Origin of the sequence: Vibrio sp. 14G-20 (assembly GCF_026241515.1) — a bacterium.
Classification (GTDB): domain Bacteria; phylum Pseudomonadota; class Gammaproteobacteria; order Enterobacterales; family Vibrionaceae; genus Vibrio.
In genome coordinates, this window is the sequence record NZ_JAPHPW010000006.1 from 135249 (window position 1) to 153478 (window position 18230).

At 43.0% G+C, this 18230-nt stretch carries 21 protein-coding genes; 9 read left to right on the forward strand and 12 right to left on the reverse strand.

Going from position 1 to position 18230, the window contains the following annotated elements; translation table 11 throughout:
- Both OQJ75_RS07450 and OQJ75_RS07455 read right to left on the reverse strand, forming a co-directional pair.
- Positions 1-1302: a tyrosine-type recombinase/integrase gene (locus OQJ75_RS07450; RefSeq protein ID WP_265972171.1), complete on the reverse strand. Its 1302-nt coding sequence runs from the start codon at positions 1300-1302 to the stop codon at positions 1-3.
- Between the two features lie 139 nt (positions 1303-1441).
- Entirely contained in the window at positions 1442-2308 is an 867-nt protein-coding gene (locus OQJ75_RS07455; RefSeq protein WP_004735725.1) for a YicC/YloC family endoribonuclease, read from the reverse strand.
- A gap of 214 nt (positions 2309-2522) precedes the next feature.
- Here OQJ75_RS07455 and rph point away from each other — a divergent pair, with 214 nt between their 5' ends.
- Together rph and pyrE are read left to right on the forward strand one after the other, a co-directional pair.
- Positions 2523-3239 carry a ribonuclease PH gene (gene rph / locus OQJ75_RS07460; RefSeq protein WP_019826449.1) on the forward strand — a complete coding sequence of 239 codons (717 nt, stop codon included), beginning with the start codon at positions 2523-2525 and terminating at the stop codon, positions 3237-3239.
- 230 nt (positions 3240-3469) lie between these two features.
- Positions 3470-4111 carry an orotate phosphoribosyltransferase gene (pyrE, locus tag OQJ75_RS07465; protein WP_004735727.1) on the forward strand — a complete coding sequence of 214 codons (642 nt, stop codon included), beginning with the start codon at positions 3470-3472 and terminating at the stop codon, positions 4109-4111.
- A gap of 179 nt (positions 4112-4290) precedes the next feature.
- Here the strand turns inward: pyrE and OQJ75_RS07470 are convergent, their stop codons facing one another.
- The 3 genes from OQJ75_RS07470 to coaBC all read right to left on the reverse strand — a co-directional run bounded on the left by OQJ75_RS07470 (position 4291) and on the right by coaBC (position 7282).
- Positions 4291-5271, reverse strand: coding sequence for a Kdo(2)-lipid IV(A) acyltransferase (locus OQJ75_RS07470; RefSeq protein ID WP_265972170.1), 981 nt, complete (start codon positions 5269-5271; stop codon positions 4291-4293).
- A gap of 39 nt (positions 5272-5310) precedes the next feature.
- Positions 5311-5901: a nucleoid occlusion factor SlmA gene (slmA, locus tag OQJ75_RS07475; RefSeq protein WP_016768952.1), complete on the reverse strand. Its 591-nt coding sequence runs from the start codon at positions 5899-5901 to the stop codon at positions 5311-5313.
- Between the two features lie 139 nt (positions 5902-6040).
- Complete coding sequence (gene coaBC, locus OQJ75_RS07480) at positions 6041-7282, reverse strand: bifunctional phosphopantothenoylcysteine decarboxylase/phosphopantothenate--cysteine ligase CoaBC (protein WP_265972167.1); 1242 nt, start codon at positions 7280-7282, stop codon at positions 6041-6043.
- Positions 7283-7507: 225 nt separating this feature from the next.
- On the opposite strand from coaBC, the gene radC reads away from it, so the two are divergent.
- From radC to mutM, 5 genes are all read left to right on the forward strand, one after another.
- The gene (gene radC, locus OQJ75_RS07485) at positions 7508-8182 is read left to right on the forward strand and encodes a RadC family protein (RefSeq protein ID WP_265972302.1); all 675 of its coding nucleotides are present in this window, start codon (positions 7508-7510) and stop codon (positions 8180-8182) included.
- Positions 8183-8474: 292 nt separating this feature from the next.
- A complete protein-coding gene (gene rpmB / locus OQJ75_RS07490; protein ID WP_004728407.1) occupies positions 8475-8711 on the forward strand; it encodes a 50S ribosomal protein L28 in 237 nt (78 codons plus the stop codon).
- 13 nt (positions 8712-8724) lie between these two features.
- A complete protein-coding gene (rpmG, locus tag OQJ75_RS07495; protein WP_002535344.1) occupies positions 8725-8892 on the forward strand; it encodes a 50S ribosomal protein L33 in 168 nt (55 codons plus the stop codon).
- 345 nt (positions 8893-9237) lie between these two features.
- A complete protein-coding gene (locus OQJ75_RS07500; RefSeq protein WP_265972120.1) occupies positions 9238-9786 on the forward strand; it encodes a hypothetical protein in 549 nt (182 codons plus the stop codon).
- 2 nt (positions 9787-9788) lie between these two features.
- Positions 9789-10598, forward strand: coding sequence for a bifunctional DNA-formamidopyrimidine glycosylase/DNA-(apurinic or apyrimidinic site) lyase (gene mutM / locus OQJ75_RS07505; RefSeq protein ID WP_265972118.1), 810 nt, complete (start codon positions 9789-9791; stop codon positions 10596-10598).
- Between the two features lie 464 nt (positions 10599-11062).
- Here the strand turns inward: mutM and OQJ75_RS07510 are convergent, their stop codons facing one another.
- A complete protein-coding gene (locus OQJ75_RS07510) occupies positions 11063-11746 on the reverse strand; it encodes a hypothetical protein (protein WP_265972116.1) in 684 nt (227 codons plus the stop codon).
- A gap of 374 nt (positions 11747-12120) precedes the next feature.
- On the reverse strand, positions 12121-12492 hold the full coding sequence (locus tag OQJ75_RS07515) for a diacylglycerol kinase (RefSeq protein WP_265972114.1): 372 nt from the start codon (positions 12490-12492) through the stop codon (positions 12121-12123).
- Between the two features lie 80 nt (positions 12493-12572).
- Between OQJ75_RS07515 and OQJ75_RS07520 the strand changes: the two genes are divergently transcribed.
- Positions 12573-13262, forward strand: a complete 690-nt coding sequence (locus OQJ75_RS07520; protein WP_265972301.1) for a glycosyltransferase family 25 protein — start codon at positions 12573-12575, stop codon at positions 13260-13262.
- Between the two features lie 88 nt (positions 13263-13350).
- On the opposite strand, the gene OQJ75_RS07525 is transcribed toward OQJ75_RS07520, so the two are convergent.
- The 5 genes from OQJ75_RS07525 to OQJ75_RS07545 are packed head-to-tail and all read right to left on the reverse strand — an operon-like array spanning position 13351 to position 17416.
- Positions 13351-14295 (reverse strand): glycosyl transferase family 90, encoded by a 945-nt coding sequence (locus tag OQJ75_RS07525; protein WP_265972112.1) that lies wholly within the window; start codon positions 14293-14295, stop codon positions 13351-13353.
- 2 nt (positions 14296-14297) lie between these two features.
- A complete protein-coding gene (gene coaD, locus OQJ75_RS07530; protein WP_050652731.1) occupies positions 14298-14777 on the reverse strand; it encodes a pantetheine-phosphate adenylyltransferase in 480 nt (159 codons plus the stop codon).
- Positions 14774-15568, reverse strand: coding sequence for a glycosyltransferase family 2 protein (locus OQJ75_RS07535; protein ID WP_265972109.1), 795 nt, complete (start codon positions 15566-15568; stop codon positions 14774-14776). Before OQJ75_RS07535 ends, coaD begins: the two co-directional genes overlap by 4 nt.
- Entirely contained in the window at positions 15568-16332 is a 765-nt protein-coding gene (locus OQJ75_RS07540) for a glycosyltransferase family 2 protein (RefSeq protein WP_265972107.1), read from the reverse strand. Before OQJ75_RS07540 ends, OQJ75_RS07535 begins: the two co-directional genes overlap by 1 nt.
- Positions 16333-16342: 10 nt before the next feature.
- Complete coding sequence (locus OQJ75_RS07545) at positions 16343-17416, reverse strand: glycosyltransferase family 9 protein (protein WP_065584556.1); 1074 nt, start codon at positions 17414-17416, stop codon at positions 16343-16345.
- 97 nt (positions 17417-17513) lie between these two features.
- Here OQJ75_RS07545 and OQJ75_RS07550 point away from each other — a divergent pair, with 97 nt between their 5' ends.
- Complete coding sequence (locus OQJ75_RS07550) at positions 17514-18200, forward strand: 3-deoxy-D-manno-octulosonic acid kinase (RefSeq protein ID WP_265972106.1); 687 nt, start codon at positions 17514-17516, stop codon at positions 18198-18200.
- Positions 18201-18230: the final 30 nt, after the last annotated feature.

Here is an 18230-nt window from a genome sequence, read left to right on the forward strand (position 1 = left end):
TTATGGCTGGAAGATTGAGCCATAATCGCTGACTTTAAGAAATGGAATGATTTTCTCTGCAATCATTTCTAAAGCACCTCTACGTTCTTCTAGGTAATTATATCGGTCATAGATGCCTTCAACCCCTTTGATTTTGTGGTTAAGGCACCTTTCGGCGACATGGCTAGGAACACCATTTTCAGCTAGAAGGCTGCGACAAGTTCTCCTTAGGTCGTGAACAACAAAGTGTTCGATACCATGCTCTTCCATAATATTTGGAAGAGGCTGTTTCTTGGAGTCGACTTTTTTTCCAAACAACTTAGCTAAGGCATGATTTAGCGTGTCATCACTGATGTATTGTCGCCTTTTACTGGCTCGGCGAGAAGGGAATAGGTAGTCTGAACCATTGGCTCTCACATGTAGCTCTTTGAACAAAGGTAGTGTTGTTTTAGGTATTGGTATAACGATTTTTACCCCAGTTTTTGTCCGTTCTGCTGGCAGCTCCCAATGCATGTTTTCAAAGTCAAACTCATCCCATTGAGCGGCAATTAATTCCCCCTTACGAATACCAAAGATGAGAAGCAGAGCTACAGCTATATAATTCTCACGAGTCAAGATGTCTGAGTGTTTGCCAAAAACTAGAAAAATAGTTTCAATTTCACGAAGAGACAAGGCTCTATCTCTAGGCTTTTCAGTTCCTCCTGCGTCTTTTTCCGTAAATGGGACTGCTGGATTATTTCGTACCAGATCCAGTTTCAAGGCGTGATTAAATAGTTGCTTACAATAGTTCAAAGCGTCATTTGCTATTGAAGGTCGACCACTTTGATTAATCAATCGGATGATGTTCAGAATGTCCCTAGAACTTACTTTATCGACGGCTAATTCACCAATATAAGGAGATATATCTTTCCGATATACACGAGCAGGGATTTGGGGGTTTTTTAAATGGCGTTCACACTCTTTAAGCCAGTCTTTTGCTACATCATCAATAGTACTAAATTGAGGTAATTGGTTTCGCTTTTTTTCAGCAATAGGGTCAATACCCTTTCTAATACCAGCCCTTAGTTGTAAGGCTTGTAGTTTTGCATCGCTAAGAGGTAGCCCTTCAGGCACTCTTCCATATCTGCCAAGTGTTAGCTCTCTTCTCTTTCCATTAATGGTATAGCGAAGAACCCAGAAAGCGCTACCTTGCTCGGTGATTCGAAAGTAAAGACCAGTATCTACTTTATACTTCCCAACCTTTCCTTCTCTCAGCTTGGCTTTTAATTGTGCATCATTCATAAGCGTAAAAAAAATGGTGACAGATAAGAAGTAACGTATCATTACTTTGTTCGTCTGTCACCATTTATGCCACCACCTAGATGATGTCTTGTCACCTTTTTTGAAATCTCATGAAATTAAGCTGTCAATAAAATTCCTTTATAAACAGGGGTATTGAGTTCTTTTGGTGTCTCGTGAAATTCTATTCAATATTCTGGATCTGCTCACGCATCTGTTCGATAAGAACCTTAAGCTCTACGCCAGATGCAGTGATGTCTGTGCTGATAGACTTAGATGCTAGCGTGTTTGACTCACGGTTGAATTCTTGCATCATGAAGTCTAGCTTACGGCCACAAGCGCCACCTTTCTTCAATACTACGTTCGCTTCTTTCACGTGAGAGTCTAGACGGTCTAGCTCTTCTGCTACGTCTGACTTCTGAGCCAGTAGGATAAGCTCTTGCTCAACGCGAGAACCTTCAAGTTCAATTTTCGCATCTTCAAATTTGGTAAGAAGACGCTCACGTTGCCATTCTAGGATCTCAGGCATGCGTGCACGAACTTTCACTACTTCTTCAGTGATTGCATCTAAACGCTGAACGATGAGCGCCTTCATGTTCTCGCCTTCACGAGCACGAGCGTCAATGAACTCTGCGATTGCATCGTTGAATGCTTCAAGTAAATCTTTGTTGATGGCATCCATATCTTGCTCTGGCGTTTCCATCACGCCAGGCCAGTTCATGACTTGGAATGGATTCAGACGGCTGTCTTCACCTGTCATGGTCATTACTTGGTTAGCAGCATTGATTACTTGCTGAGCCAAACCTTCGTTAATGCTTAGCTCGCCTTTCGCTGCTGGGTTTGCTTCGAAGCGTAGGTTACATTCAACCTTGCCGCGAGCTAGACGCTTACGGAAACGCTCACGTAAGATTGGCTCTAAACCACGGAACTGCTCAGGCATACGGAAGTAAGTTTCTAGGTAGCGTTGGTTTACACTACGGATTTCCCATACTGCTGTACCCCAATCGCCTTTTACTTCTTTGCGCGCGTACGCGGTCATACTATAAATCATCGAATTTTCCTGTCTTTTATCATTCTGAAAATAACGCGCACGCATAGTATCACGATATGGTGTGCTCCCGAAGCTTGTCGCCTTTCATGATGGATAGCTTTGCATGATAAACTGCTATATAATCTTGCCCCAATCAAAACTGTCTCACCCCTTTCTTAGGTGATGCACTCTTTCGATAGTAAATCACTTCAGACTGTTAATAAGGTAGATACCAATGCGTCCAAATGACCGCGCTGTAGATCAAATTCGTCCAATTAAAATTACTCGTAACTACACAGCTTATGCTGAGGGTTCTGTATTAGTTGAGTTCGGCAACACTAAAGTTCTATGTAATGCGACGGTAGAAGAAAACGTACCGCGTTGGTTAAAAGGCCAAGGAAAGGGTTGGGTAACCGCTGAATACGGCATGCTTCCACGTGCAACGCACACTCGTAACCGTCGTGAAGCGGCGAGCGGTAAGCAAGGTGGTCGCACGATGGAAATCCAACGTCTGATCGCTCGTAGCCTACGTGCAGTTGTTGACCTGAAAGTAATGGGTGAAATCATGATCACTGTCGATTGTGATGTTATCCAAGCAGACGGCGGTACTCGTACTGCGTCTATCTCAGGTGCAAGTGTTGCAATGGCTGATGCTATCAACAGCCTACTAGCAAGCGGTAAACTGAAAAAGAACCCAATGAAAGGCCACGTAGCGGCAGTTTCAGTGGGCATCGTTGGTGCACAAGCACTGTGTGACCTTGAGTATGTTGAAGACTCAGCAGCCGATACCGATATGAACGTTGTAATGACGGAAGACGGTAAGATGATTGAGATTCAAGGCACCGCAGAAGGCGAACCGTTCAGCCACGAAGAGCTGATGCAGCTTTTAGCCCTGGCGAATAAGGGTATTGCTGACATTGTTGAAGCGCAGAAGTCGGCGTTAGCAGAATAGTTTTTAGATAGCTCCCAAATGGGGGCTATTTTTTTATTTTCGTCATAGATAACTCTACACCTGTGTTAGCTACAATTTTTCACCCTAATCACATAGGTTCCCTATGCTCATAGGGTTGAAAAACTTTGCTGCCTTGTTGTAGAGCTATCTATTTAGAAAATACATCATCGTTAGCTTTCGAAGTGATCGGAAGTTAGGAATTGGAAAGTAAATTAATTTAGAGGATGAGCATGAAAGCATATCAACGTGAATTTATTGAATTTGCACTAGAGAAAGAAGTACTTAAGTTTGGTGAGTTTACTTTAAAGTCTGGCCGTAAGAGCCCTTACTTCTTCAATGCTGGATTGTTTAATACAGGTCGTGACCTAGCGCGTTTAGGTCGCTTCTACGCAGCGGCATTGGCAGATTCAGGTATTGAGTTCGATGTACTATTTGGCCCTGCATACAAAGGTATTCCAATCGCAACAACAACAGCGGTTGCACTAGCGGATCACCATGATGTGGACACGCCTTACTGTTTCAACCGTAAAGAAGCGAAAAACCACGGTGAAGGTGGCAACCTAGTGGGTAGCGAACTTGAAGGTCGCATCATGCTAGTGGATGACGTGATCACTGCTGGTACTGCGATCCGTGAGTCGATGGAAATCATCCAAGCAAACGGCGCTGACTTAGCGGGCGTGCTTGTAGCGATTGACCGCCAAGAGAAGGGCAAAGGCGAATTGTCTGCGATTCAAGAAGTAGAGCGTGACTTCGGTTGTGCGATTATCTCAATCGTTAGCCTGACTGATCTGGTGACTTTCCTTGAAGAGAAAGGTACCGACGCAGCACATCTAGAATCAGTAAAAGCGTACCGCGCTCAATACGGAATCTAATTCGTAAACTGAAGAAGTTGAACCTGATGGTTTAGCGCTCTAGGTCAAGAATCGAAAAAGCAAAAAGGCCCGAGAGAGATAACTCTTTCGGGCCTTTTACTTTTCTATGAGGTGAGCTGCTTTCTTATCTGAAGATAGGCGCTCTATTTGTAGCGGCTACTCTATTTATAACGGCTACTCTATTTGTAACGAATGCCGCGTTCAACTTCTGGATCTTCCATTGTTTTGAAGCGCTTGTGTAGCCACATCCATTGATCTGGTGCTCGTAAAATAATCTTCTCAAGATAGCGATTTAGATAAGCGGCCGCAGCTTTCTCATCTTTCTGAGGATAGTTATCTTCGATTGATTCATCGGCCATGATTTCATACTTGCCGTCGGCATTTCTAAAACCAGACCCTGGAACAAGGGCGCATCGGCTGGTGTAAGCCAAAATACTGGTGCCTGTTGTGGTACATGCATCTTCTACTGCGAAGAAAGGTACAAAGACCGACTTGTTACGGCCGTAATCATGATCCGGCAGGTAAAAAAGGATCTCACCCTGACGCAGGATTCGAATCATACGCTTCACGTCTTTACGGTGGATTAGACGGTTGCCGTTTTGAGTACGACCGCGGTATTGAATGAATTCGTAAGCTGGATTGTTGTGCGGGCGATAAACACCTAAACCTGAAATACCCAGTACCGCCATTGCTCGTGCGGTGATCTCTAGGTTCAAGGCATGTACACAACATAGAAGAACGCCTTTACCGTTGGCTTTGTGTGTACGCAGCGTTTGGGTGTCTTTATCTACTAGGATTCGCTTGAAACGCCATGTCGGCCAGAACCAAGTAATTCCGGTTTCGATGAGTGCCATACCAGTGTTCTTGAAGTTCTCACTGACCATTGCCGCGATTTCATCTGCGGGCTTGTCTGGGAAGGCGAGCTCCAAGTTACGTGTTGCGACCGCTACGCGCTTTTTACCATAGCGAGCCCCAAGAGAACCCAATGAACGACCTAGCATTAATAATATACGGTAAGGGAGAACATTAACAATAAGCGCCAATAGTCCAAAGCCGAACCACACTCCCCAGTATTTAGGGTGGAGTAATGCCAGAGTAAAAGGTGGCTTAGTAATAACGTGTTGTGCAGTGCTGTTTGTCGGAGAAGTTTTCGTCGTCATAACCATCACTTAAGATTTGATTGCTACTTAATTTGATTGCTACTTAATCTGAGCACTTAGCAGTGCCCAATAAGCATCAAAGTTTTCTGTCGGTTGATATTTGAAGTCAGAACGTACAAATCGATTCAGGCTGCCTTCAACTTGACCGAGCAGTTGAGCCGCTAAGATTTTCTCATCAACCGGGAACGATTTCCCTTCACGAAGTTTTCTTTCACGCAGGATTTGGCGAAGCTGAGTTTCAATACGCTCAAAAAGCTGATTAATTCGTTCACGCAGGCGCTCATTTTCAAACATTAGAGCATGGCCCGATAAAATACGAGTTAAGCCTGGGTTGCGCTCAGAGAAGACTAAGATCAGTTGCATCACGAGTCGTATACGCTCAAGTGTGTCTTTCTCTTCATCGAGAATACGGTTGATTCGAGACATCAACGCTTCTTCAATGAACTCGATCAGGCCTTCAAACATGCGAGCTTTGCTTGGGAAGTGGCGGTATAACGCAGCTTCAGAAACACCAACTTGCTTGGCCAACTTTACCGTTGTGATACGAGAAGCACCTTCGGTCGATTCCAACATTTGTGCGAGAGCTTGTAGGATTTCTTCACGACGGTTTGATTTTCGAGTACCAGCCATCTATTTACTTCCTTTCCTAAAGATGAGGATTGAGTGAAGAAGGATTATAAACACCATTCAATTCTGTTTCCTAGTTTTGTGAGCCCTAGGTCAACAGAATCGAGAGGTGTCAGCAGATTGTCAGAGCAAATTTGTGCGTTTATGCATCAATAAGCTGTTGGATCTGATCGAGGATCTGGAAACCAAGTGTGTCTTTACTTTCCAGTGGTAGAGATTTATCGCCGCCTTTCCAGTAAAGGTGCAATTCATTGCTACTGCTATTGAAGCCTTGTCCTTCGACTGAAACATCGTTGGCGCAAATCATGTCGAGGTTCTTTCTTTCCAGCTTGCCGCGAGCGTATTTCTCTACATCTTGCGTTTCTGCAGCGAAGCCTACGGTAAATGGACGGCTTTCCGTCATTGAGGCAACAGAAGCGACAATGTCTGGGTTCTTAACCATTTGAATGGTCATGTCATCTTTACCATCGACCTTTTTAAGCTTTTGGTCTGCAATGGTCTCAGGGCGGTAATCGGCAACCGCAGCGCAGCTGATGAAAATATCGTGCTGAGCGGCGTTAGCGCTAACGGCATCAAACATCTGTTGTGCGCTGTCGACATCAATGCGATTAACCTTGTTTGGCGTTGCTAGTGATACAGGGCCGCTGACTAGAGTCACTGTTGCGCCTTGTTTCGCGGCCGCTTCAGCCAGTGCATAGCCCATTTTACCTGAGCTGTGGTTAGTAATGTAACGCACAGGATCGATGGCTTCACGAGTTGGCCCCGCCGTGATCAATACAGAACGACCAGAAAGTGGCTTAGGTTGGAAGAAGTCTTCACAACGGTGCACGAGCTGCATAGGCTCTAGCATGCGACCCATGCCGACATCACCACACGCTTGCTCGCCTGCAGCAGGGCCCCAGATTTCACAACCACGACGTTTTAGCGTGGCAATGTTCTCTTGAGTCGCCGGGTGGCTGTACATTTGCTGGTTCATTGCTGGGGATACCGCAACTGGCGCATCGGTCGCCAAAACCAGAGTGGTCAGCAAGTCGTTGCCCATGCCCGCCGTCATGCGAGCAATAAGGTCAGCCGTTGCTGGCGCTAATAGTACTAAATCAGCCCATTTCGCGAGTTCGATGTGCCCCATCGAAGCCTCAGCAGCAGGATCAAGCAAACTATCAGACACCGGTCTTCCAGATACAGCTTGCATGGTGAGAGGAGTGATGAACTCCTTAGCCGCATTTGTCATGACGACTTGTACCTGCGCTCCACGTTCAATTAAGCGGCGAGTCAGTTCGGCACATTTATAAGCCGCGATACCACCACTAATACCAAGTAGGATTTTTTTGCCAACTAAGCCTTGTTGGTCAGCGCTGCTCTGTTGATTAACCAGTGTTTGCATGATTCTGTTCCTTAATTTCTCTGGGACTTACGATATCAGAACAAAGGATTAGTGCCTAGAAGCAGAATTGGAACAGATTTGATGCTCATCAAGTTGGTGTTATCAAACTTATCAATTACATCATTCTGCTAGGCATTAGTCTTCTTTGTAACGCTACGAAAGCTGTCCACTGGCAAATAAATTAGGCTGATGGATCGTGTTCATGACCCACTGATTAGTTTTTATATGTCCATAAGTAAAATACCTGTTGAATCTATGCCAAGAGAAAAGCTACTCAATAGAGGGCCGGACTCTTTGACTGATGCAGAGCTGCTCGCGATATTTCTTCGAACGGGTACACAAGGAATGAACGTTCTAGAGCTAGCCGACAAGTTGATCAAAGATTTTGGCTCGCTGCGTCACCTTTTTTCAGCAACGGAGGCCGAGTTTTGTGCTCATAAGGGAATGGGTCAGGCAAAGTACGTCCAATTACAGGCCGTATTGGAGATGACGCAACGCTACTTAGCAGAGACATTATCTCGAGGGGACGCGTTGACCAGTCCGAATCATACCAAGTTGTATCTTTCGAGTATGTTGCGCGATCGCCAGCGAGAAGCCTTCTATATATTGTTCTTAGATAATCAAAACCGGGTAATAAAGGATGAAGTCATGTTTGAAGGAACCATCGATGCAGCGTCGGTTTACCCAAGAGAAGTCGTCAAAAGGGCACTTCATCATAATGCCGCCGCATTAATCTTGGCTCACAACCATCCTTCTGGTGTTGCGGAGCCAAGCCAAGCAGACAGGCGAATTACACGCCGATTAACCGATGCATTGGCGCTGGTGGACATCCGAATTCTCGACCATTTTGTGGTTGGAGATGGTGAAGTTATCTCTTTTGCAGAGAGAGGATGGATTTGAATCACATTTTAGGTTGTTAGTTGCGTTAAATCTGCTATTATTCCGCCCACATTTTAGAACCTTAAATCAGCTCTGATTACTCAAATAGCTGCGGTGTTCAAAAAAAGATCACGAAATCCTTAAAAAGGATCTGTTCGGGTCTTGAGCAATGCATGTCAAGTTAGTATAATACGCGACCTTTGATAGCCTTGAATGGATTTTCCATTGTGGTTTTTACCTCTATTTTCAGAATTGATAGAGAGGTTCGGCCACCAAGGTTGATATCGAGCTGAAACGATTTGGAGAGACATTCATGTCCCGAGTATGTCAAGTAACTGGTAAGCGTCCAGTAACGGGTAACAACCGTTCACACGCACGCAATGCTACCAAGCGTCGTTTTCTGCCGAACCTACAAACTCACCGTTTCTGGGTAGAGAGCGAAAAACGTTTTGTTAAACTACGTCTAACTGCTAAAGGCATGCGTATTATTGATAAGAAAGGCATCGATGCTGTTCTTGTTGATATCCGTGCACGTGGCGAAAACGTTTAAGAGGAATTAAGCAATGGCTAAAGGCATTCGTGAGAAAATCCGTCTAGTATCTTCTGCTGGAACTGGTCACTTCTACACAACTGACAAGAACAAGCGTAACATGCCAGGCAAATTTGAGATCAAAAAGTTTGATCCAGTAGTTCGCCAGCACGTTATGTACAAAGAAGCTAAAATCAAGTAATTGATAGCCCCTTTGTCTCTTCTTTTATAGAAGAATAAATTAAAAACCCAGCTTATAGCTGGGTTTTTTTATGCCCGAAATTTGGGAGCCCCATTGTTTTGAGAGGTCTAAGGTTTTTTGAGAAGCCTAAGCTTTTTCGAGAAGATTAAGTGTTTTTGAGAGGCGTAAGTTTCATTGGCTCAATTTGGCACCTACCGTACGGACGTTACACTGCCGATGGGCTTATGTGATAGAAAATAGCGCAACATAGAAAGTATCGCCTTTTTCACGATATACTGAACACTCAATAGGTTAGATGAGCAGAATCAGATGAGATATCGTGGACGCCGGTGGAACAACATACTCATGTTAAGCGTGATCGCTTTTATTGGGGTATTAAACCTGCCCACTTTGATCAAAGCGTATCTTATCGAGCCCGAGCCTGAAGTTAATGTCAGCAGTCCTTATCCCTCTCTTTTAAATCCAGCAGCTGAGCTTCAAGCTTTACACTTTGCTCATTGGTCAGTTTTGAAAGAAGATGGTCATTGGATTTATCAATTTAAAGACACAACACTTCCTCAAACTACCAGTGCACAAGAGCTGTCTCAGCGATGGCAAGAGCTTGTGGGCACTGAAGTCGATTCACAAACCTATACCGATCTTGCCCCTCAGCTAAAGACACCCCACACCATTGAAGTGTGGTATCAAGACCAAGAAGAGCCACAGCGCATTACTTATTATCAATTGCCTGAATTTTGGTTGTTAAAAAACTGGAATGATCAGTGGCTAGCAGTGTCTATTGAAGAGAACTATTTGTTTCCAAGCTTTGGCTCAGACCAGTCCTTTAAATCAGACAAACTATCTACATCAAACAAGCAGTCTATATCAGACAAACCAATGAAATCGGACGACTAACTATGCCTGAATTACCCGAAGTTGAAGTAAGCCGCATGGGGATCTCGCCTCATTTAGTTGGCGAGACGATTAAAACCCTTACCTTTCGTACCCCCAAGCTGCGTTGGGATATCCCTCAAGAACTTAAGAAATTAGAAGGGCAGGTGATTCGCTCTATCTCGCGTCGCGCAAAGTACCTACTGATTGATACCGATATGGGCACAGCAATTGTTCACCTTGGTATGTCTGGCTCACTGCGCGTGTTAGACGCAGATTTCCCGCCAGCAAAACACGATCACGTGGATCTTAAGCTCACCAATGGCAAGATATTGCGTTACAACGATCCGCGTCGTTTTGGTGCTTGGCTATGGTCGGCGCCTGATGAGATACATACTGTACTACTTGGCTCTGGTCCTGAGCCGTTAACCGATGACTTCAACGCAGATTACATTGCCGAGAAAGCAGAAAAGCGTAAAGTTGCCGTCAAACAGTTCATTATGGACAACAAAGTAGTGGTAGGAGTGGGTAACATCTACGCTAATGAGGCGCTGTTTTCTTCACGAATTCATCCACTTCGCCCTGCTAACAAGATAACTCAAGCAGAGTGGATGCTACTGACCAAAGAGATAAAGCAAGTACTTGCGACTGCCATCAAACAAGGTGGCACTACTTTAAAAGATTTTGCGCAAGCAGATGGCAAGCCGGGGTATTTCGCCCAAGAGTTGCAAGTGTATGGTAAAGCGGGTGAAAAGTGCCCAAGCTGTGAAGCTCTAATCCAAGAGTTAAAAATAGGGCAGAGGAATACGTTTTTCTGTGAAGAGTGCCAAAGTTAAAAAGGGGAGCATTGTGCTCCCCTTTTACTTTTATTGTTGAACCCTAAAGCCTCTCATTTGCGAATTGATAAACAATGTCTGTAACTTTGAATGTTCTACATCAATATCAGGCGTTGGGTTTGGTATCGCTTCCCTTTCAACAGCAAGATTAGATTCATTCTTCCAAGGGTAAATCGCTTTAGAATTTGTGCTATGGGATACGCCCTGTGGGGTAAAGGTTACTCCGCTTGTGTACGCGTATGGGGATGAGACGTCTTGTTCTGCTAGTAGGTTTCTACCTCCCTGTACTCAACGGACTCAGGAAACGCTTCGTAGATATCTTCTTCCGAATAAAATTCATAAACCCCTTGTACCGGCATGTAATACTTGAGATTGCGCCATAATGGGCTACCTCCGGTAATGTATATAACTTTATATCCAGCTTTTTTATAAGGTAGGAGCGCTGAGCCTGGTAATGGGGTGTTCTATTCTTTACCGTGGCTTATTGAGTTTACGTTACTATGAAATAACACCATGACGATACTGTTAATGGTCCCGCCTGTACCGGGCAGAAATCGCTCAAAGCTAAAATCGTTCTCGTAATGTGGTCTTAGTGAGCCCAATAGATCGGTTGTTTTCCCATTATCTTCAACAAGTAAGTTTGTCCCCATACTTTCCATGAGAGCAAACACAACGTTAGGTTTGTTGCTTTCAAGGTAGTTGTTTTTATCCGTATGGTAAACTGGTTCGTCCTGACCAAGAACTTGGTGTGCTTTTTCTTCGAAATCCGTTCTTGTTACCGCGGTAAAATTTGCGCTTCTTTTATGCTCGCTTCTTGCCCAATCTAATGCTAAAAAAGCATTGGGTGTGACTTTATTGAGAACTTCGTAATTTGAAACATTAGCGTGGTATTGTTTGAGTGGGAATGTCCCTACAGAGCCTCGAGCTAACACAAAATAAGCCGCGATGGTAAAGAACACGGTCAGAGTTGTAACCCAAACCTTTTGCTTCGGCCATGTTTTTTTATCTAAATTCGCCCAAACAGATAGCGTTATTTTGAAGAGCGTTATAGTGGTTAATAGCGAAATTAACGACATGATGATGATTGGATAATCTTGCCACATTGTTAATAAAACGGCTGAAGTATCATCTTCAACAAGACCAAACATGAAGATATCGAAGTGATTACTGTATGTTTTATAGTAATAATAATTACCAATAGATACAGATACCCCTAAGAAATATATAACAAATGAATAAATGGAAATTATTTTACTGATTAATTTAAATAAATTGGTACCTGATAGAATTAGCCCCAGTAATAATAATGGCGCAAAGGCTATTGTTGCGACTCTTAAATCAAACCTCAATCCAATAACAATTGATTGAATATAATCCGGAATGACTTGGTATACTTCAGTGACATCACCAATTAAAAAATAAAAACCTGTCTAAACAGTGATGCAAAAATAGTGAATAAAGCAACTTGTAACCAAATAATACGAGTGAGATTTTTGATGTTGTTTTGAAACATAAATCTAACTTAAACCAATATTAATAACCAAGTGAAGATAGCAAATAGAATTGCAACCATGACCGCCGCGGAACCTATGTCTTTCGCTTTGCCGCTAAGCTCGTGATGTTCTGGGCCGATCCGATCAACGACAGCTTCTATTGCTGAGTTAATTAGCTCTAATATAAAGATAAATACTAGCGAACCGATAAGAGCTAGAGTTTCTAGTTTGCTTACATCTAAGTAAAGGGCCATAGGGATAAAAATAGCGCATAAGGCCAGTTCTTGTCGAATGGCAGCTTCACTCTTAAAGGCTGCTCTCAAGCCTTTTAAAGAATAGCCTGATGCTTTGACAACTCTCAGAAGTCCAGTGTCACCTGGTTTGTTAAATAGGTCTGCCATAGAGTCCTCTTGCTAATCAGATATGGGGTCGATATTATACTATATTGAACAACAAGAGTTGAGGTTTTAAAGTGGAAGCGATGGTAGGTGCAAAGTTAAAATTATTCGTAATTACTACAGGTGATGAAGAGAGAGTTACAAAGATTTCAAACTATCTTCAGGATGTTGATTTCGAATTTGTTTACTCTGATTCATACACTGACCTTCAAAAACTGGAAGCAAAATACGAAAAATATTCACATGGTTTTAGGCAAAAAGCGATTATGGCCGGTGAAATCGGTTGCTTTAAAACTCACTCCCAAGCTTGGGAAAAGATTGTTGCGCATGGAGAAGCCGCGATAGTTATTGAAGATAATATCGAGTTCATTGAAAGTGCTTCAAGGCTTCTAGAAGATGATGTACTTAACTACATCAATCAATATGGTTTAGTGAATTTTACAAACTTTAGTTACATTTTGAATGCGGAAAAGCCATTTAGAGTATCTGATGTAAAAGAGAATAAACCGTTTCCAACTGTATGCTACGGAATTATGCCATTAAGAGCACGAGACTTACTCAGCAGTATGAGCAAGACTGCTTATGCAATGCCTATTGATAAGTGGCTTTCAATACCTAAATTGAGTGGCTGCTACGGCTATATTAGTCCAATTGTCGTTGCTAAAAGGCAAGAAAACCTAACCAGTATTGCGAATAAGCGGAAGGGTAAAAAAACGTTCAATCCATTTAATATGATTCAACGGGTTATGAATAAAGTGAAATATCGTTACTAGATCATTTAAGTAGATTGGATGTTAGGAATGATTAGCCCAATTTCCACATTATTAAAAGTTGTTGAAGTTGTTGAAGTTGTTGAAGTTGTTAAGCATCTTGTTTGATTTTTACATGAGAGAAATACTTATCAGCAACCATAAGTGAGATTATTTTCTCTTGTTCGCTGTCTCTAAATTGGTCGACCCATTGATGGGCGTTGTTTACAATTTCTTTTGCTTTTTCGGGGTGTGCTAAGTAGTAATTCATCTTTTCATCAAGATCTGAGAAATCATCGTTCACTTCAACAAAATGAACACCACCTTGTAGCTTCCCCTCCATAAACCAAGTCTCATATCTTAGTTTAGGCGTAAAGCAAAGTGAATTTGATGACATGATCCACTTTAAATTTGTTGCAACGTCCATGCCTTCTAAACTCAGGATGAATTTATAGTTGAGCTGCTCTTTAACTGTCATTGATGGTGTTACGTAGCTCAATTGTTCTGGTTCTTTGTCTTGCGTGTCTACTCGACCGACATTACAACGGGGATTGTGAAAGTGCGTTGAAAGAAGTGTTCTACGATTAGGTCTAAATCCTGTCCCCCTCCAAACTAGCATGTCTTTTTTACTTTCATAGGCTTGATCGCCATCTACGAAAAAATAATGCCTTATAGCGTTGAGTTTTAGCAATATCGAATTGGTATTATTCCCTTCAATTGGACGACTTTTGAGAAAGCTCGGCTCTTCGGGAACATCAATTACATCACCGTTAACATATTTAAAGGTGGCATGTTTAGGGAAGCACTTGATAACCTTTAATAAGTCAAAGTAATAAGCACTACCTCCCGTTTTTTTAAAGTCCCCTACTTTTGTTCCACCTCGAGGGGAGATCTCAACGTTTGTTTGCAGCTTGCAGTAGTAATCAACTCTTTGCTTGAGGTAGGAATAATCATATTGGCTTTTGGAGCTTAATAATCGTTTAGCTGATAGGTGAAAATATGCTGATGGCAACCAAGCTAATAGGGTATTTGATAGGTAGTATTTTAGTTTTTTCATAACTATTTTAACTTCTTTAAGATAGCTTGATTCACTGGCTTAGGCACAAACGGAGTAACATCACCGCTATGAATAGCAACTTCTCTTACTATTGTTGATGAAAGAAAAGCAAACTCTTCAGATGGTGTAAGAAAGATACTCTCTAGGCTAGGTAATAGCTTTCGGTACATGCTAGTCAAACCAAATTCATACTCAAAGTCCATAGTTGTGCGTAAACCTCTAATGAGTATGTTCGCTCTTTGATCTTGCGCAAAATTCACTAGCAGCCCACTGAAACCAACGACGGAAACATTATTAAGGTGCTGACAAGACTGCTTCACTAAGTTGACTCTTTCCTCTAGGCTAAACATAGTCTTTTTGGAAGGGCTCGCTGCAACCCCAATGATGACAGACTCAAACATATGAGCAGTGCGTTCAATTAAGTCTAAATGTCCATTGGTCAATGGGTCAAAGGTTCCTGGGTAGATTACTTTTTTACTCATGATTTTCCCAACAAAAATTGTTCAATACCATTTTCACAACGAGTCAATTTTTTTTCTATCGTGTTGTCAAGGATGGCATCATTTTCAGGTAACGAGCCACGGGAGTTTTCTGCATGGTAAAGGTGATAACCCACCCCCGAAAACTTAAGGTATAGACGAGAGTGACCTGAATTGAGCATGCGGTGAACGAACTCACTGTCTTCACGTCCCCACCCTACAAAATCTTGGTTGAAGCCGTTAACTGCGATAACATCTTGTCGCCAAAATGCCATATTGCAGCCGCGAGTCGCGTTGTCGTTATTGCGTTCATAAGAGAACCAGTTAGCTAGCCGCGAATTTGTGATGCAGTTCTTACGGTTCCGGATCCCCTTGCTAAAGACAGAAGGAACTAATCCATTCTCCATGATTTCACGACTGCATGCTTCGTCAGTCAGCACTCGTCCACCTTGGACAAACCAACCTGGTTTCGCCACGCGTTTATGTGATTCGATAAAGGTTTGTGACAACACCATGTCGCCATCAACCATAATCAGGTAATCGCCAGATGCTTTAGCTATAGCACGGTTTCGGCTCATAGAGAGTTGAAAACCATGGTCTTCATGCCAACTGTGTATCAATGGAACCGGGAAACCATTACGCATTTGGTCAATCATTTCTTTGGTGTCTTCTCGAGAACCATCGTCTGCCACAATGACTTCATCAGGCAAAACGGTTTGGCGCGTTACACTCTTTAACACGGATTTTAAGGCTTCTTTCCAGTTATAAGTTGTAATGATTAAAGTTGTTTTCATTATTTCTTTGCCTGTTCTCGTAGGTATAGATCGATATATTTTACGAATGTAGAGTGCATACATAGCCAAGCTAGAATAAAGCCATGCTTACCGTCTAAGAAACCACGTTTAATAATATACATCTTAATGAAGCTTGCAAAAGCGTGAGTTAGTGCTGTTGTTAGGCCGGCACTCTTTCTACCTTCTCTCTCATCCGTCCAGGCTTTTAAGTAACCTGTCGTTTTATTGATGTAGTGGTGAAGGTGCTCGTAGGTATAGTGATGTAACCGCCCATCGAGTTTTTGTATCGCGTAGTTTTGATTCTCAACTTTCTCATGAACAAGAGAGTCATTATATTGAGTGTAATCTGTACGATAGAGGCGAACTATCCAATCTGGGGACCATCCTGAGTGATAGATGAATTTTCCGAATGCGGCACTTAATCGATTTACTTGAAACAGCGTATTAGGTTTATCTTCTGCCACTGCCTTTAAAATGCTCTGTTTTAATTCCGGGGTCACTTGTTCATCAGCATCCAACCATAAAACATAATCAGCCGTAACATATTGTTGAGCAAGTTGTCTTTGCTTCCCAAAGCCGGGCCACTCTAAATTGGTGTAGAACTTATCGGTGTATTGCTTTGCGATCTCTTCTGTGCGGTCGCTGCTACCAGAGTCGAGTAGGACGATTTCATCGGCCCAACCTTTTACAGTATTAAGGCATGCCTCAAGATGCTTCTCTTCATTCTTTACAATTAAAGCAACGGCTAAAGTTGGTTTAGACAAGATTTCTTCCTTATTCGTGCGGTTTAAGGCATTGGTATTGTGGGTAAATATCAGTGACTATTTGGTCAAACATGCGAATGACCGTTTCACTTTTTATAAGCTGCATCGCTTGCTCATCTTTTGCTCGTGTGCGCCAGCTTAGATCTTGGCTCGTTTTACCCGTCTCTGCCAGTATCGCCTCTTCGTAAACCGACACCACATATTGCAGGTAGTGGTAAGGCCCAACGCGGCGTGGGTTATGGTGAGCGTATAAACCAATAACCGGTGTTTGCATCGCATTCGCCATATGAGTTGGGCCGGTATCGGGGGCAATGACAAGCTCTACTTTATCAATAATAGCAAGCATCTGCATGATAGAGCTTTTACCAACCAAGTTGCGGCAAGGTTCGGTTAGCTTTTCTTGAATCGCTTGTGTCAACTCGACTTCAACCTGCGCTGGGCTACCTGCTAGAATGACATTCCAGCCTTGATTGCGGGCATGGTTAACCACATCAACATAACCTTGTGCATGCCAGTTCTTATAGGCTTTACTGGCGCCAGGAACCAGGAGTAGGTTAGGTTTGTTGGTGTCGAGCTGTTGCTGTGCCCATGCGTTGTCTGACTCTTTATAGGACAGAGACCAATTCAGCGTTGTATCGTGAACACCAATGTGTTGAGCAAAGGCCATTAACCCATCTGCGACATGCAGTGAAGAGGGCGAACTCACTTTGGTATTGGTAAATAACGTCTGAAAATCTTGACTGCGATCGGCCGCAAACCCGAGTTTGTATTTTGCCTTGATACCCAGAGTGGCAAAGCTTGCACGAAGTGCGTATTGCATATGAAGTAGCGCATCAAACTCACGACCTTTGAGCTGTCGCCACAACGATTTGTAGCCTTCAAGGCCCGCTTTCTTGTCAAAGGTGAGCACTTCCACGCCTTCAATTGCAGCGAGTAATTGAGCTTCTAACTTTCCGGTGATCCAAGTAATCTTGGTAGCAGGCCATTGCTTTTGAATTGCTTGAACAGTGGCGATGGTGTTGCACACGTCACCTATCGCAGAAAGTCGCAAAATACAGAGTGATTTAGGGGCAGATTCGAACAAAGGCATGAGGTGAGCTCTATCAAATTGATTAATAAGAATTATGCAGTTGGGCTAGGGGAATGTAAAATAAAACTAAGCAATTAGGTAGGTAGATAGGATGCAAACGCTTAACTTTGACAATCAAGTGATTTGGTTTGACGAATCATTAATTTCACCAGATCAGGCAAAGCATGCCTTTGACGCTGAATATTGGCAGCAGCAAAATAAAATCATAGGGAGCGCCACCGGGCGTGGTACGACGTGGTTTGTTGAGTTAGACACTATTCAAGCAGCATTGCGCCATTACCGTCGTGGTGGCCTATTTGGCAAACTTGTTGAAGACAGGTACCTATACTTTGGTGATGAGAAGACTCGCAGCTACCAAGAGTTCGAACTGCTTAAAGTACTTAAGAAGTTGGGGGTTAACGTCCCTAAGCCGATTGCTGCTCGAGTGGTGAAAAGCGGGCTCACCTATAAAGCCGATCTTTTGAGTGAAAAAGTCCCTAATGCTCAAGACCTAGTGGCGATCTTACGAGATAAGGCATTGCCTAAGGAAATGTACCAAAAGATAGGTGCTGAAATTCGTAAGATGCATGAGGCACAAGTTAATCATACTGATCTTAACATCCACAACATCTTGATTGATGATCAGGATAGGGTGTGGATTATTGATTTTGATAAGTGTTATCAGCAACCTGGTGATGACTGGAAGCAGGGGAATTGGGATAGATTAAAGCGATCATTTGAGAAAGAAGTAGAAAAAAGAAATATTAAATGGCGGTCTGAGAGTTTTTCTTACCTTTAGGTAAGGTATAAGTTTACGTATAATAAAATG